9 protein-coding genes are annotated in these 16841 nt (G+C 45.2%); 2 read left to right on the top strand and 7 right to left on the bottom strand.

All coding sequences use genetic code 11. From position 1 onward, the window contains the following. Positions 1-5: 5 nt before the first annotated feature. Positions 6-1379 carry an ABC transporter permease gene (locus tag ACDE64_RS20550; RefSeq protein ID WP_411348102.1) on the bottom strand — a complete coding sequence of 458 codons (1374 nt, stop codon included), beginning with the start codon at positions 1377-1379 and terminating at the stop codon, positions 6-8. A gap of 155 nt (positions 1380-1534) precedes the next feature. Here ACDE64_RS20550 and ACDE64_RS20555 point away from each other — a divergent pair, with 155 nt between their 5' ends. Then, a complete protein-coding gene (locus ACDE64_RS20555) occupies positions 1535-4009 on the top strand; it encodes an O-antigen ligase family protein (protein WP_411348103.1) in 2475 nt (824 codons plus the stop codon). 147 nt (positions 4010-4156) lie between these two features. Here the strand turns inward: ACDE64_RS20555 and galU (ACDE64_RS20560) are convergent, their stop codons facing one another. The 3 genes from galU (ACDE64_RS20560) to ACDE64_RS20570 form a co-directional block, all read right to left on the bottom strand. Continuing rightward, entirely contained in the window at positions 4157-5041 is an 885-nt protein-coding gene (gene galU / locus ACDE64_RS20560; RefSeq protein ID WP_411348104.1) for a UTP--glucose-1-phosphate uridylyltransferase GalU, read from the bottom strand. Positions 5042-5337: 296 nt separating this feature from the next. After that, positions 5338-6222: a UTP--glucose-1-phosphate uridylyltransferase GalU gene (galU, locus tag ACDE64_RS20565; RefSeq protein ID WP_411348105.1), complete on the bottom strand. Its 885-nt coding sequence runs from the start codon at positions 6220-6222 to the stop codon at positions 5338-5340. Between the two features lie 418 nt (positions 6223-6640). After that, complete coding sequence (locus ACDE64_RS20570) at positions 6641-9154, bottom strand: DUF3656 domain-containing U32 family peptidase (protein WP_411348106.1); 2514 nt, start codon at positions 9152-9154, stop codon at positions 6641-6643. Positions 9155-9491: 337 nt separating this feature from the next. On the opposite strand from ACDE64_RS20570, the gene ACDE64_RS20575 reads away from it, so the two are divergent. Beyond that, positions 9492-9932: a hypothetical protein gene (locus tag ACDE64_RS20575; RefSeq protein WP_411348107.1), complete on the top strand. Its 441-nt coding sequence runs from the start codon at positions 9492-9494 to the stop codon at positions 9930-9932. A gap of 299 nt (positions 9933-10231) precedes the next feature. Here the strand turns inward: ACDE64_RS20575 and ACDE64_RS20580 are convergent, their stop codons facing one another. The 3 genes from ACDE64_RS20580 to uvrA all read right to left on the bottom strand — a co-directional run bounded on the left by ACDE64_RS20580 (position 10232) and on the right by uvrA (position 16782). Then, positions 10232-12169, bottom strand: coding sequence for a stalk domain-containing protein (locus ACDE64_RS20580; protein ID WP_411348108.1), 1938 nt, complete (start codon positions 12167-12169; stop codon positions 10232-10234). A gap of 56 nt (positions 12170-12225) precedes the next feature. Further along, positions 12226-13392: a S1C family serine protease gene (locus ACDE64_RS20585; protein WP_411348109.1), complete on the bottom strand. Its 1167-nt coding sequence runs from the start codon at positions 13390-13392 to the stop codon at positions 12226-12228. Positions 13393-13920: 528 nt separating this feature from the next. Next, positions 13921-16782, bottom strand: coding sequence for an excinuclease ABC subunit UvrA (gene uvrA / locus ACDE64_RS20590; protein WP_411343930.1), 2862 nt, complete (start codon positions 16780-16782; stop codon positions 13921-13923). Positions 16783-16841 lie beyond the last annotated feature (59 nt).

The raw sequence follows: 16841 nt of genomic DNA on the forward strand, positions 1-16841 counted from the left end.
CTCCCTTAAAGTACATCGGAGAAGTGTGTTCTGAGCCTATTGAATATCTTAACACCGAATACCAAAGTAACCAAGCAAAACAACCAGAAGTATATCGTATGATACGGATGTTCAAAAAACCAAACTTTATTAATAAAACTATCCCTATAACCATCCACCACATAATACATAGGATTCAATTTGAAAATGTTTAACCAAAAGGGAGATAACATTGTGCTTGGCCAACCAATCGGTGTAAACCAAAAGCCCATTTGTAATACAATGCCGATAATTTGGTTTAAATCTCTAAAAAATAAAACTGTTGCAGAGGTAAATATGGTAATCGCAGCAACCAATACGATCATACAGCCTGTATAATATATAAATTGAAGATTAAAAAGCTGAGGAGTATATCCATATGCAGCATAGACAATAAAGATGAAAACAATAAAAAATAAATGAACATACAAAGCAGACATAATCTTCACACTCGGAATAACCTCAATACGAAAGACTACTTTTTTTACAAGGTAACTATAGTCAAAAAATGAACTCGTTGCTCCGCCAATTCCATCTGAAAAGAAAAACCAAGGAATGATGGCTACTAGGAACCAAAGTATAAATGGTACATCTGCTACGTCACCACTTCTTAGTCCCACTTGAAATACAAACCAATACGTAACAATGGTAAGTAATGGTTGAATAAACCCCCACACTACACCTAAATAAGAAGCAGCGTATTTTGTTTTAAAATCATTTTTGGATAGACTCCATATTAATTTCCGATCATCGATAGAATATTTCAAGAATCTAAGCGCTGATTTAACATTTACTACTGTATAAGAAAATAAAAAGCCAAATAAAATACTAAGTATGATTGAACTCACCTTAAACATCAGGTTTTCGCCCTGATTTGCCAATTGGTTGGCAGCTTCTATATCCATATAGATACCTGGATCCGTATTCGTAGCCTGAAGCATCAACGTATCTGTTGATTTTTGTAAAACACGAATTTGTTGAGATGCAAGTACAGCTTTTTTAAAATCGATTTGCTGAATATTATTGACTTGTACAAATAAATTTTTCAATTCTACATTTCCGATAGCGACACCAGGATCCAAACGAATTTGTTTCGTATTAGCTGGAATATAAAATTCCAATTTTTTCTGCCCTTTGTTGGCATCGTAATTTTTGGAAACAATTTGTTGTTCTGACCACTTATTTTTAGTAGATGTATAATACAGTTTATACTCTCCAGAATGTTCAGCGTTGACAGTCACATTTACAATCGTCTTTAAATTAGACTGATGATGAGCTTGGAAAACTTCAAAAAATGAAAAAATTGCCAGTATAGCAATGACCATAAATAAAATTGTTTTTTTGCTTGTAAATTTGTTCATACATCCACACCTCAGAATTTAATACATATGTATCGCAACCTAGACTTAAGATGTTCAGGTAACAACACTTATGTTTGAACGTAACGCAACTAGTTATCACATACATAACTATGCTAATATAGCATAAGTATCTATTATGAAAAGGAGTTTAAAAAGTGGCTAATCCAGTATACGGCAAACAGTTTAAAGCGTCTACCGAAGAAGAAAAACGCAATGGCATGTTCTGGGTCGTTAACATCTGTCTTATTCTATTCTTGTTATGGACCCCGTTTCAAGTGGCTTTATTTAATGGTTTAAGTTATTCATTTGAAAAACCGATTTTCTGGGCGATTCTGTTGTCCGGTACAATCATGATCCTGGGGCTGATCCAATTTTATAAAAAGGTAAAATTGGATGATCAACGGGATATGGTGGCGCTGCTGATCATTTTGCTGCCTCTATCGTACATGATCTCCATGATTGGTGCCGCCTCTTGGCATTATGCCGTAAATATGGTGCTAATTCAATGGATGTACGCATTTATTTTCATCACTGGCGTGTATATGCTACGTGACCGTATGTCGAATAAGATCATTCAGATGACGATTATGGGTTCCGCCTATATTATCGTAATGTTTGGTTTTATTAACTGGTTCGGTCAAGCACCGCTCGGTGGCAAGCTGGTATTCTGGTTCTCGAACGGGGTACAGAACGGTTCTTATGTAGACGCAATTATGCAGGATTCCAACGGCTGGCGTCTCACTTCTGTATTCCAATATGCGAATACATACGCTGCGTTCCTGATGGCTATGTTGTTTGCTGCGCTATTCAATGTAAGTCGTTTGAAAACATGGTATGACCATTTGCTGCATGGCTTTATGCTCGTACCGATTATTTTGTCACTGATTCTCACGTTGTCTCGTGGTGGTCTTGTTGTACTGCCATTTGTACTGCTGATTCTGCTCTTAATGCTGCGTCCGGCACAGCAAATTCTGTGGATTATCTATATGGTGATTGCAGGCGCTGCCTCCGCGATTATCCTGAATCCGGTAACGAATATCGGTCTACAGGTCATTGCCAAGTATGATGGTGTTGCAGCTGCTAAAGGCTGGGGCTATGTGCTGATAACTTCGCTGATTGTCGGTCTAATCGCGATAGCTATTGGACGCTTCATTGCTCCAAAACTCGAAAACGGTGTGGAAGGCTGGACCGCTCGTCGTTTCTCCAGTGTATGGTTGCCGATTGGTTCAGCAGTTATTGGTGGCGTAATGTTATTGCTGCTGATTGGAACCAGTCTGCGTAACTTGCTCCCTGCTAACATCCGTGTCCGCTTTGAGAACATTAATTTCCAACAAAGTAGTGTATTGGAGCGTTTCACTTTTTACCGTGACGCATTGAAATTATGGAAGGAGTATCCGTTCTTTGGTGCTGGTGGTGGTGCCTGGGGTGCTTCTTTCCAAGCTTACCAGAATAACCCGTATGTCAGCCGTCAGGTGCATAACTTCTTCTTCCAATATCTCGTTGAAGTCGGTATTATCGGGCTCCTGATCTTTGTATTGTTTGTAGGCTTTATCTTCTATAAATATATCCGCGGGTATATTAAAACGGATAAAGAGAAACGGGAAAGCCACTTCTTGTACTTCATTATTGCAGTATCGATCCTGATGCACAGTCTGCTCGATTTTAACTTGAGTTATGTGTATATGGGCATACTCGTATTCTTAGGATTGGGTGGTATGGCTTCCGCAATGGATGCTCAGCCGCTAAAGTATTTGAAACTAGGTGCAGGTACGATACGTGGGATTTATGTATCGTTGATTGGACTGACTGCGATTATTATTACGTTTACTTCACTACGTTTTGCTCAAGCATCTGGCGATATCAAAGATGTTGCCAAATTGTCTACCAATCAAAACGCAACGTATGAACAATATCGCAAGCTATTGGATGATGCACTGTCCATTCGCAGTACATTCCCAGAAGGCGTCGTCTATCTGAGTTCACTGCTAACTCAAGGACTTCAACAAACCAAAAACGAGGATTTCTACAACCAAGATCTTGCTTTGCTTAACAAAGCTCATGAAAAAGAGCCTTATAATCAAGATATTGTGAAGCAAATGGTCACTCTGTACCAATTAAATGGCGAGGATGATCAAGCATTTGATCTACTTGTGAATAGTACTCCAAAATACAAATGGGATATTAACTGGTATGAAGGTGTATTGACTCAAGCCTATGTTCTTGGTAATAAGGCTTATGAGAGTAAAGACACTGCTGCTGAACAGAAATACTTCCAGCAAGGACTGAATGTGTATCAACAGGTTCTGGACGGAATTCAGTATCTGACTACACTACCAGAAGGTCAGCTGCAAGGTCGTGACTTTAGCGTCACTCCAAAAATCGCTTTGAGTGTTGGTGAGATTTACCTGATGCAAGGTGAAAATGCTCAAGCCGCTGAAGTATTGAAAAAAGGTCTGCAAGACGATTTGACTGACGATACAAACAAACAAGTTGCTCGTTATTATCTGGCTGCGCTGAAAAAAGAAGGCCAAAATGATCAAGCAATCTACGACAAATTGATTACTGCTGATCCAAAAGAAAAAGAGCAAATTGCTGCAATCGCAAATAAAACCTATACCCAAGCTAAATAGTAGTACGAATCCGTATCGTATGAAGGTATAGACAAACTTGTATGTATTTTCAAAATCACAAAAAGGCTTCTCCCTATACGTGGAGAAGCCTTTTTATTTGATATGAATGAATATGGAATAACGAACTGTAAAATCATTAGATTGATGCTACCTGCTCTCTTCTGCATTCAACACTTCTTGTAAATAGGCGAGTGTAGATTCACGCAATTCAGGATGCTGAAGTGCATAATGCACGGTCGTTTTAATAAAACCACTCTTCTCGCCTACATCATGACGCAACCCTTCGAATTGATATGCGAGAATGTCTTGGCTTTGACCGAGTTTGGAGATAGCATCGGTCAATTGGATTTCTCCACCAGCACCAGCGTCTTGATTATCAAGGATGTCGAAGATCTCCGGGGTCAGGATATAGCGACCCATGATCGCCAGATTGGATGGGGCGTCTTCGCGTGGCGGTTTCTCTACCAGTCCCGTTGCTTTGTACAGACGATCTGATTCTGGCATGGATTCAGCAGCGACTAGACCGTAGCGGGATACGTGCTCCCACGGTACTTCTTTGACGCCAACTACGGATGCCTCATGATCTTCGTACACGTCCATCATTTGCTTCAGGCATGGTACGTCGGATTCTACAATATCATCGCCGAGCAGAACAGCGAACGGCTCATTACCGATGAATTTGCGAGCACACCAGATGGCGTGACCGAGACCTTTGGGTTCTTTTTGACGGATGTAATGAATGTCTGCCATTTCGGACGGTTCACGTACGGCGTCGAGCAGTTTCCATTTTTCTTTTTCAGTGAGATTGTGCTCTAACTCGAAGGAATAGTCAAAATGGTCTTCGATGGCGCGTTTGCCTTTACCGGTTACGATAATGATATCTTCGATACCAGAAGCGACGGCTTCCTCAATGATGTATTGGATCGTCGGTTTATCGACGATTGGCAGCATTTCTTTGGGCATCGCTTTGGTGGCAGGCAAGAAACGAGTTCCCAGACCTGCGGCGGGAATAATGGCTTTGCGTATTTTCATACTTGTTCTCTCCCAATCATTAAATAAACTATGAATTATAATCGTATTATTTAGCAAGTTAGCATAGAACATAGTTATTTATAAATATACATTGAATCATTGCATATTGTCCGTGTTCTCACTACTTTCTACACACGATAATGTTTATCTTATACGAATAAAGCACAATCAGCAAACATGACTCTAGGATCTGCTGATTGTGCTTTATTCTCAAAAATCATCAAAATGAGTTTACTACGATATGTATACACATCATAGTAAACTCATTTGCATTTATTCTCTTCTATTGATTGATTCTACTTATTCTCTTCCTGCGCCAGCACTTCTTTCAAATAATCCAGCGTGGAATCACGCAGTTCTGGATGCTGAAGTGCGTAGTGAATCGTCGTTTGGATAAAGCCACTCTTCTCGCCTACATCATGACGCAACCCTTCGAATTGATATGCGAGAATGTCTTGGCTTTGACCGAGTTTGGAGATAGCATCGGTCAATTGGATTTCTCCACCAGCACCAGCGTCTTGATTATCAAGGATGTCGAAGATCTCCGGGGTCAGGATATAGCGACCCATGATCGCCAGATTGGATGGGGCGTCTTCGCGTGGCGGTTTCTCTACCAGTCCCGTTGCTTTGTACAGACGATCTGATTCTGGCATGGATTCAGCAGCGACTAGACCGTAGCGGGATACGTGCTCCCACGGTACTTCTTTGACGCCAACTACGGATGCCTCATGATCTTCGTACACGTCCATCATTTGCTTCAGGCATGGTACGTCGGATTCTACAATATCATCGCCGAGCAGAACAGCGAACGGCTCGTTACCGATGAATTTGCGAGCACACCAGATGGCGTGACCGAGACCTTTTGGTTCTTTTTGACGGATGTAATGAATGTCTGCCATTTCGGACGGTTCACGTACGGCGTCGAGCAGTTTCCATTTTTCTTTTTCCTCTAGATTTTGTTCCAACTCGAAGGAATAGTCAAAATGGTCTTCGATGGCGCGCTTGCCTTTACCGGTTACGATGATAATATCTTCGATACCAGAAGCGACGGCTTCCTCAATAATATATTGGATCGTCGGTTTATCGACGATTGGCAGCATTTCTTTGGGCATCGCTTTGGTGGCAGGCAAGAAACGAGTTCCCAGACCTGCGGCGGGAATAATGGCTTTACGTATTTTCACGGTTATGATTCCTCCATCTACAATTTGGGATAGGACGTTCTGTCTCATGGATATGTAATGAAAAAAGCATGAGAACGTTCGTTTGAGCCTGAATACGGCTACCTTATCATTTAACCATTATTCATGGCAGTTACCCAGTCTAAACATTGGCAGTTTTGTGATAGCGGATACATATATCTATCTTGTTCAGAATGTATACATAGTATCATATTGGGTTACGTTACGCTGTTTTGTAGAATTCTTAAGAAGATAAACGTAGATATACATGCAAAATAGATGAGAGTTCGTTCTCTTTCTACTTTTGCTATACATTGCATACATATAAAAAGACTTCCCGCAAACGGGAAGTCTTTGACACTATGATTGACTTGCAGATTCGGTCAACATGGATGCAATACACGTTGGACGTTCAACTCATTTATTTTACCAATTGTCCGCGGGTTACGCCGAGTTGGTTGGTTGCTTTGAGTGTACGCCACACTTGAGTACCGCTAATCTCGCCAGTCAGTGCTTTGCTGTACAGATCGATGACTTGCAGCACTTGCTCTGGTGTTTCTTCCAAAAACTCCACGCGATACTGGGACACGCCCAGTTGCAGGAAGTTGCTCAAGTATTCTGCACCAGATTGCTCGATAGCGTTGTAGACGGTATTACGACAGCCTTCATCCACACGCACCGGATGGGACATACCGATACGGTCTTGCAGGGATACACGGCTATCTTCGCATGGACGACCACAGTTAGTGAAGTCCGTACCTTCGCTCAGGAAGGTGCAATAGACACAATGTTCCGTGTGGAACATTGGCAGATGTTGATGAATAACAACTTCCATCTGATCGGTACGACTACGTCCTAGCAGGTCGACCATTTGCTGAATATTCAGGTCGTATGATGGAGTCACCATATCTACTCCAGCTTCTAAGAACAGATCCGCTGTTTTGTGATTGGCAATATTCAATGAGAAGTCGCCGATCAGCTGTGGATGATTGTCTTGTGGATGGCTTTGACGACGTGCGAGATAGTAGTACAGCGCACCGGTATTACGCACTAGCACAGCATCTGGCTGCAAACGCAGAATATTGGCGTGGTAGCCATTTTCGCCTGGCATATGGATACGTGGTGTTACGAGTGCGATCTTTTTGCCAGCGGCGCGCACAGCAGCAACGGCTGCTGGGAATTGCTTAATAAATTCAAAGTCGGCGTAGATCATGTCCACGTCAGTTTGTACGACAGCTTCCACTTGCTCCAGATTGCGGCACAATGCCGTCAGCATCGCATCGGTACCACGAACCGGTGTCATTGCCGGGGAAATATCTCCGTATACGGCGATGTCGCGTTTGATATATACAGGTGGTTTCGGGCGTTCGCCCTCCAACTGTTCTACTGCCTGACGGCGAATTGCGTTCAGTTCGCGCATCGGGATGATAATATCGCCGTGCAGTTGGGCTTCCAATTGATCCAGTTGGAAAATAGTACCGCCCAGACGACCGAATTGTTCGTGCAGCAGCTCGGCATTCATCGGACGCTTCGCAGCAATTTCGAGTTCCATTTCGGAATCGACGCGTACAGTTACGCCTTTTTGTATATCCGTCCAGTAAGTCACTAGTGGTTGACCAGCATGACCGATCGCTTTGACATGGATGGGGAATACGCGGTACGGTTTGTCCGTTTCATACGTTTGACGCATCCGCTTATCCAGTGCCGGATCGTTCGTTTTCCAGATCTTGTCGCCGACATGTACCTTTTTCAGGTTAATGTCATTGCGACCGGGTACGATGTCAACGATCCACGATTCATTAGCTTCACCTTCCAGCTTGACGCCTTGACGACGCAGATCGTAGATCCGACCGCCTTCTTCTTTTTGCGTTGGATCGCCAGCGTCGAATACGATACCGTCGCCGCGCTTGATTGGCGCTTCCAAACGGCAGACAACGCCGTCACGCAGAATCTTCTCAACACGACCGAGGTACACGCCGCGGCTTTTCGGGAAAGTACCGTCAACGAGCTTTTTGTTGTTGGTTCCATCGAGGAAGCCATGGGTGAATCCGCGCGAAAAGCTTTGTTCTAGTTCGCGAATATCTTCGCGGCTGATTGGCGTTGCATCGCCGTCGAAATAACGGTCGATCGCTTTACGGTATTTGCTGACTACGTTCGCAACGTAAGTTGGCGATTTGAGACGACCTTCGATTTTGAACGAAGTTACACCTGCTTCGATCAGTTGTGGCATAATGTCAATCGCTGCCAGATCTTTCGGTGACAACAGATAGGTGACATCGCCCATGATCTTTTGCTCGCCATCGACGATGAGATCATATGGCAAACGGCAGGCTTGTGCGCATTCGCCGCGGTTAGCGGAGCGTCCGCCCCACATTTCGGATGTCAGACATTGACCGGAGTACGATACGCACAACGCGCCGTGGACGAATACTTCCATTGGCAGGCGTGCTTGTTCGCCGATCTTCTGGATTTGTTTCAGATTATTTTCACGTCCGAGGACGACACGTTCCATGTGAAACGGCTTGGTGAATTCGACCGCTTCTGGTGAAGTGATCGTCATCTGGGTCGAACCATGGATTGGAAAATCCGGCGAGATTTCGCGGATCATTTTCACCAATCCCAGATCTTGTACGATTACAGCGTCTACCCCTGCGTCTACGCAAGCGTCGATTAACTCACGCGCATCGTCCAGTTCATTTTCAAATACGAGAATGTTAAAGGTCAAAAAGCCCTTTACACCATAGCTATGCAGAAATGCCATAATCTCCGACAATTCGTCCATACGGAAGTTGTTCGCACGTGCACGCGCGTTAAATTTTTCCACGCCAAAAAAGACTGCGTCCGCCCCATTCGCTACCGCCGCCCGCATGCAGTCCCAGTCGCCAGCCGGCGCCAGAAGCTCCACGTCTTGTCTTTGTAATGCTGTATCAGTCATGTAGGTCAAGTTCCTCCCAAATTCAATTGCCCTTGGATCGGGCAATGCTCTATTCACGGATGCTGTCCGTTACATTATAAAATGGAACACTGCGCACACGCAGTGCATACGTCACACACTTTAAAATGATTCTAATCCAGTGTACCAGACCTGTAACTACGTATCTACCGTATCCTTTAAATTTGTATGAAAATATTCAGGAAATTTGCAGGCGAATCATGGACATGACTACAATAGATATGAAGATGTGACGGATGAGATCGAAACGGTATGAATATGAAGACAAACTAGCGATATTTCTACGATAGCAGCACTGTAAAAGGAGACGGAATCCAATATGGCGACAACACTACAGGATATTGAGCAATATGGACGACAGCAAGGCTGGTGGTATGATGAAGCGCATCAGCCATATGGGGAAGCGTTGCGTGAATTAGGGCTAGCAGAGACAGATGAAGTGTTTATCTTTTTCACGCATGCGGAAGACGGACCTACGTTTCATAGTGCTCGTGGGGAAATGTATCATTGGGGCTGGTTTATGCTACATTCGGACGATGTGAAGCTGAGTATGATTCGGATGCAGGAGCTCGGTATAGATGATGAGTATATTCCGCTGAATAGCTTCGCGGGAGACGGCGGGCATTTCTACAATCGCCGAACGGGGCAGGTATTGTATTTGCAAGCAGGGGAGTTGTTACAGCAGTATTTGGCAGGGCAAGTTCAGCCACAATGGGAGACGTTTGCAGCGTATCTCGGATGGTATTTTCAACTGAATTGAGTGGGAATTTTACAATATAAGTATGTAAAAAGCTGACTGCACAGGGATGTTCCTGTAGCTAGTCAGCTTTTTGGATTAGGCATTTCATGCTAAGAACATAGTCGTATCTCTGCTTGGAAAGGCAATTTATTTAAGACAATTCATTTAAAGCAAGTCATTTGTAGAAGCGCGATACTACTTCTTACTCATACTCGCGATTCTGACTTACTGTTTACTTATTGTTCTTGCTCCCTGTACGTTGTTCTTACTTACTGCATTTGCTTGATATCTTGCTGATTTCTCTTCCTTACTTTTCTTCCTTACTTCGCCGTCCACTGGAATGAGGATAGCACGTTCGCTACTTCTGCTTGATGGGTAGCCGTGTTGTTGGCGTTATTCACTTCGCTGGACAGAATGAATGTACGTTTGCCCTTGGTGAAGATGGTATATGTGCCAGTATACGGCGCATCGTCACTGCTAAACGTAGCTGTGAACGTATACGCTGGAACACCAGCAAATGTAGTCGGCTGTCCTTCGGATACGGTCGCTGTCGACGATGATCCTGTGGTGCCAGTTCCGCCGGAAGTCAGGCTACTTTTCCAGTCTTGCACGGCTTGTTCCAGCGAACTGGAATTTTTGATCGATACGTAGAAGCTACCGCCCGTGTAGTAGTAGGAGACGCCTGTTGCATTATAATCATTACCTGCATCGCTCCAGTAACGCGGAACTTGCAGACTGTATCCGTATGTTGTTGATGTACGGATGACCGTCTTGGTGCGATCTTCGGAATAGTAATCAAGCGGCAGATGACCAAAATTGCTTTGCAATGTCTCAAAGTCCACTTTCATCGAACGTACCATTTGCTCAAATTCGGCATCTGTTTGCGGGCTATCGGTCAGACCGCTGTATTCAAAGTAATACCGGTAATCGCCTTGCTGAATCAGCACTTCATACTCGGTATACCATTCATCGTTACCGTACATATATTGCATTTCGTTGATAACAGCATTATGACCGTCGATCTGACGTTCGGTTGTACCGATATAACGGTAATGATCGGCGGCGAAGTTCTGGTCAAACCAGTTGCGAATATCCTGCGACCAGTTTTGCACGGTTGATCCTGCCGGTACGCTGTATACGCCGAATTTGGCATACGATTCGTCTTTGTTGGTTGCTTCATCGGAATCGTCGCTGACTGACCAGCCGCTTGGCAGATTAACAGAGATGCCGTAATCCTCATTGGAGAAGGTTTCGCCCGTTTCCTCAGCATCACTGTCTTCTGCGATATCTTCCGCTTTGTCATCATCGCTGTTAAAGGACAGCTGGAATGAGTTCAGCAGTGCCTGATTATCGTTAAAGTCTTTGTAAGAATATGCCTGCGAATCGGCGTACATCACAAAGTACAGATAACCATTACCTGCATACAACCGCGTCTCTGACAAATAACCATCGGTCGTTTTGCTGATTACGCGTGCATACGTACCATTGGAGCCATTCACGATCTGCTGATCCAGAATTGTCTCATCCAATGAGCGAGTATAGCTAACCAGTTCATCCAGCAGATCATCGGAATCTGCCTGTGTATAGACCGAACCTGTAACAGTATCCGGCTCAACCGCTACTTGTAACAAGTACGTGCCTTCTGTATTCATAAAGTTGGCAATCGTTGCATTGGAACCGCCCAGATAGGTCAGATCCTCTGGATAGTTGATCGACCACTGGTATTTGCTGTCGCCAACACGCGTCTTCCCAGCATGCTGAGCAGCGCTATCGTTACTACCGGACTGCGCTTCCGATGCAGGCAAGGTGACTACGATTTGACCGGAAATCACTTTCATGTTGCCGCCGATGCCTTCAGTCAGTGGGCGCAGCGGAACCATCAGGGTGCCGAGTCGCATGACAGGTGCAGCAGGCAAGGTTACCTTTTTACCGTTCATGGTTGCAATCTTACTGCCGATTGTCATCGAAATGATGTGTTTGCCAGAAGTCAGTTGAATCACATTGTCATCATGCAATTCGACCTGAGCGCCAAAAGCACGCGAGAACAGACCCAGCTGTACCATCGTTGTTCCGCCTGCTTCGTATGGCTTGATGATTGTCTGCTTATCACCGTTAATGGTTGCAGACGTACTGCCTTTTTTCAATTTCAATTCCAGCAGTTCAGCGGCTGAAACGGTTCCGACTCCAGCGTAAGAAGTTGCCACCGTAATTCCGGCTGCCAATAGACCCGTTGTGGTCATACGCATCCATGTATTCATTCTGTATCCTCATTTCTATAATCAAAGTGGAGGGTAAGGCATAAAATGAAGCCGATTTATTCGCTGGAATCTGAGTCGGACGAAGTAGCAGCCGTATCAGCGACCGCATCCGTCTGCTGGGATTGCGTCAGCTTCACGCTGCGAATAACGATGTCACCATTCGATTGCATCGTCAGTTTGATAATATCGCCCGGTTTGTATGAGCGGAACAATTCGTTCAGATCGACTACGGTGTGTACTCGTTTTCCATCTACACTGTACAGAATATCGCCTTCTTTGATGCCTGCTTTTTTAGCATTCGTAGAATGAACGGACACAACAGTCAGTGCATCATTCGTTGGCATGCCGATCAAAGCGTCGTCGCTCTCTTTCAGTTCCAGACCGATGGAGGCGCGTTTGACAGTACCGTATTTACTCAGTTGACCGATAATGTACTGCACAGTATCAGCAGGAATGGTGAAACCGAGGTTATCGACACCAAGCGCTTCATATTTCATCGTATTGATACCGATCACTTTGCCGTCCATATTGATCAGCGGACCGCCGCTATTCCCGGGGTTAATCGCCGCATCAGTTTGTAGCAGATAGTAGGACGCATCTACTGCACGATTCACCCCGCTGATGATGCCGGAAGTTGCTGTGTTGCGCAACGACAATGACAATGGTGTACCGATAGCGATTACCTGCTCACCCACCTGCGGTTTTTCACTGCTGGACACGAATGAAGCTTTTTTCAGACCAGTGGCATTGATCTTAACGAGTGCCAGATCGCTAATGCTGTCGCTGTAAAATTCTTTGACGATATACGTTTTGCTTTGTCCGTTCGCTTCGGAAGTAATTACTTTCGCTCCCGGCTCCATGCTGTCGATCACATGCGCATTAGTAACGATCCAGCCATCAGAGGAAATGATCACACCGGAACCAAAAGCGATACCCGGATCACTCGATTCGGAACCGTTGCTGTCATCATCACTTGAACTGGAGCCGCTCTCCGCTTGAATCGCCGCGGCTGTAGGCACGCCAACAATCCCGACAACGGATGGCGAGATACGGGAAATGATCTTGGTATATCCGGCACCTGCGGATGCACCGTATTGCGGTGCAGTGTATGTATAGCCGGAAACAGATGCTGCTGCTGAGGATACGGCGGCAAAAGGCACAGAACCAATCAGGGTAGTACCGGCGAGCACAAATGCGGATAATGGGATATGGAGTTTTTTCAAATTCATCCAGCCTTTCTGTAGTTGCGTGCATATATATTGATATAACCCTGAAACAAAGGTTCAGTAAACGAAGCAAGGTGCCAAGTCATGATTTTTTCTGTAAAAAACTTGTATTCTCAATGTAACATATTACACAGAGTCGTAACAATTGCTCTGCCCGGTTATTTGCCGAAATTGTGTGTAATGGATTTGCATGATAATGAGCATAGTGAATATGGAAGACAATTGTACGCTGATTATGTAAAGCGCAGAGAGATGGGCTTCACTCTGAAGTTCCATCCTTCTGCGTAAAAACAGACTACTGTGCTATGCAATACTTCGACACAAACCTGAGAGATATTAAGCTAAACGCATATGCTGTATATCTCTATTGGAAATTTAGAGATATTGATCTAAAAGCTCACATTATTAAAGCTCATATTATCAAAGCTTATATTGTGATCGAAAAGTACCACTTCGATCACAATATAACCGATCACACCTCAGCTTACGTGCGAGATGATCACTTGGAGTTCCGTCTGTCATACATCAAACCTGACTGCTTTCCAATTCACGACTGCGAACGGTATCGCGTTCCAGAATCGGTTTCAGATAATGACCGGTATACGATCCTTTCACTTTGGCGATATCTTCCGGTGTACCGGAAGCGAGAATTGTACCGCCGCCGCTGCCGCCTTCTGGACCGAGATCGATCAAGTAATCAGCAGTCTTGATCACATCTAGATTGTGCTCGATAACGAGTACCGTTTCGCCGGAATCAACCAGACGCTGCAACACTTGCAGCAGACGATCAATATCGTCCACATGCAGACCGGTTGTCGGCTCATCTAAAATGTAGATCGTTTTACCGGTACTGCGACGATGCAATTCGGAAGCCAGCTTCACACGCTGTGCTTCCCCACCGGACAGCGTAGTCGCCGGTTGACCAAGCTTCACATAACCGAGACCGACATCCAGCAGCGTTTGCAGCTTGCGATGAATACGAGGCAAGTTCTGGAAAAACTCGACGCCATCTTCGATCGTCATTTCCAGTACATCGGCGATATTACGGTTTTTGTATTTCACTTCCAGCGTTTCGCGGTTGTAGCGCTGACCTTTACATACTTCGCAAGGCACGTAGACGTCTGGCAAGAAGTGCATCTCGATTTTGATAATACCGTCACCGCGGCAAGCTTCACAGCGTCCGCCTTTGATGTTAAAGCTAAAGCGACCTTTTTTGTAGCCGCGTACTTTGGCTTCATTCGTCTGTGCAAACAGATCGCGGATATCATCAAATACGCCGGTATATGTTGCCGGGTTGGAACGCGGAGTGCGTCCAATTGGCGACTGGTCGATATCGATCACTTTGTCTACATGATCCAGACCACGAATCTCGCGATATTGACCCGGAATGACGCGTGCTTTGTTCAGATCGCGTGCCAGCGTTTTGTATAAAATCTCGTTGACGAGCGTCGATTTACCAGAGCCGGAGACGCCTGTCACGGCGGTGAATACGCCGATTGGGATTTTTACATTAACGTTTTTCAGATTGTTTTCCTTGGCACCGCGTATTTCTAACCAGCGATCGCCCGGCTTACGACGTTGAAGTGGCACTGGAATGAATTTGCGTCCGCTCAAATATTGACCGGTCAGCGATTCCGGGTGCTCCATAATCTCGGTCGGTGTCCCTTCAGCGATCACCTGACCACCGTGAATGCCAGCACCCGGACCGATATCGATAATATGATCGGCTGCCATCATCGTGTCTTCGTCATGCTCTACGACGATCAGCGTATTGCCTAGATCACGCATATGCTCCAGCGTTTTGATCAGACGATCGTTATCCCGTTGATGCAGACCGATACTCGGCTCATCCAGAATATAGAGAACGCCAGTCAGACTAGAACCAATTTGAGTCGCCAGACGAATCCGCTGTGCTTCCCCACCGGATAATGTTCCAGCTGCACGCGCCATCGTCAAATAATCCAAACCAACGTTCACGAGGAAGCCAAGACGGCTCACGATTTCTTTGAGGATCAGACGTGCAATGCTGCGTTCTTTTTCACTCAGCTCGATCTCTTGGAAGAAACGAAGCGAATCGTGAATCGGCAGATCGGTTACATCGGAGATGTTTTTGCTGTCTACGGTAACAGCTAGTACATCGCGCTTCAGACGTTTGCCTTTACATACCGGACAAGGCTTGGCACTCATATAGCCTTCGATATATTCGCGCATGCTATCAGAAGACGTATCTTTGTAACGGCGCTCTAGATTGGGAATGATGCCTTCAAACACAACCTGAGCTTCCTTCGTACGACCAAAATCGCTCTCATAGCGGAAACGAATCTTCTGTCCATCCGAACCGTTCAAAATCAGATTATGCTGCTCTGTCGTCAATTCCGATACTGGCACATCGGTTGGAATATTGTAATGCTGGCAGACTGATTTTAGAAATTGCGGATAGTAATTGGACAAACCGCCGCTCCAAGCCTGATATGCACCTTCTTCAATCGTTTTGCTGCGATCTGGTACAAGTAAATCAGGATCGACAACCATACGGATGCCGAGACCGTCACACTCCGGGCATGCGCCAAACGGACTATTGAATGAGAACATACGCGGGGACAGTTCTTCCATACTGAATCCACAGATCGGGCAGGCAAAGTTAGAACTGAAACGCAGCTCCTCCTGACCGATAATATCGACCAGCAGCTGACCACCGGACATTTTCAATGCCATTTCGATTGAATCGGCGAGACGTACGGCTACATCTTCTTTGACTACGATGCGGTCAACGACCACTTCAATCGTATGCTTTTTGTTCTTTTCCAGTTGAATATCTTCGGACAGATCGCGCAGTTCGCCATTGACGCGTACACGGACAAAGCCTTGCTTGGAAATCTCGGTAAATACACTTTTGTGCTCACCTTTGCGTCCAGAAATGATCGGTGCCAAAATCTGCAATCGGGTCTTTTCCGGGTATTCCATAATGCGGTCTACCATCTGTTCGACGGTTTGCGATGTGATCTCCACACCGTGATCCGGGCAATGCGGATGACCGACACGGGCGTACAACAGACGCAGATAATCGTAAATTTCCGTTACAGTTCCCACAGTGGAACGCGGGTTCCGGCTAGTTGTCTTCTGGTCAATCGAGATTGCTGGAGACAGACCATCAATAGAATCGACATCTGGCTTATCCATCTGACCGAGGAATTGACGAGCATAGGCGGATAATGACTCTACATAACGACGCTGCCCTTCCGCATAGATCGTATCAAACGCGAGCGACGATTTGCCCGATCCGCTCAGACCGGTTAACACGACAAAACTGTCGCGTGGAATGCTGATATCGATATTTTTCAAGTTGTGCGCGCGTGCGCCTTTGATATCAATAAATTTGTTCGACAAGGAATCCAACCTCCATATCCGGTGCTTCCGGAGTAATTAAAACCTGTTCCGGTATTCAC

Source organism: Paenibacillus sp. WLX2291 (assembly GCF_046603665.1).
GTDB lineage: Bacteria > Bacillota > Bacilli > Paenibacillales > Paenibacillaceae > Saccharibacillus.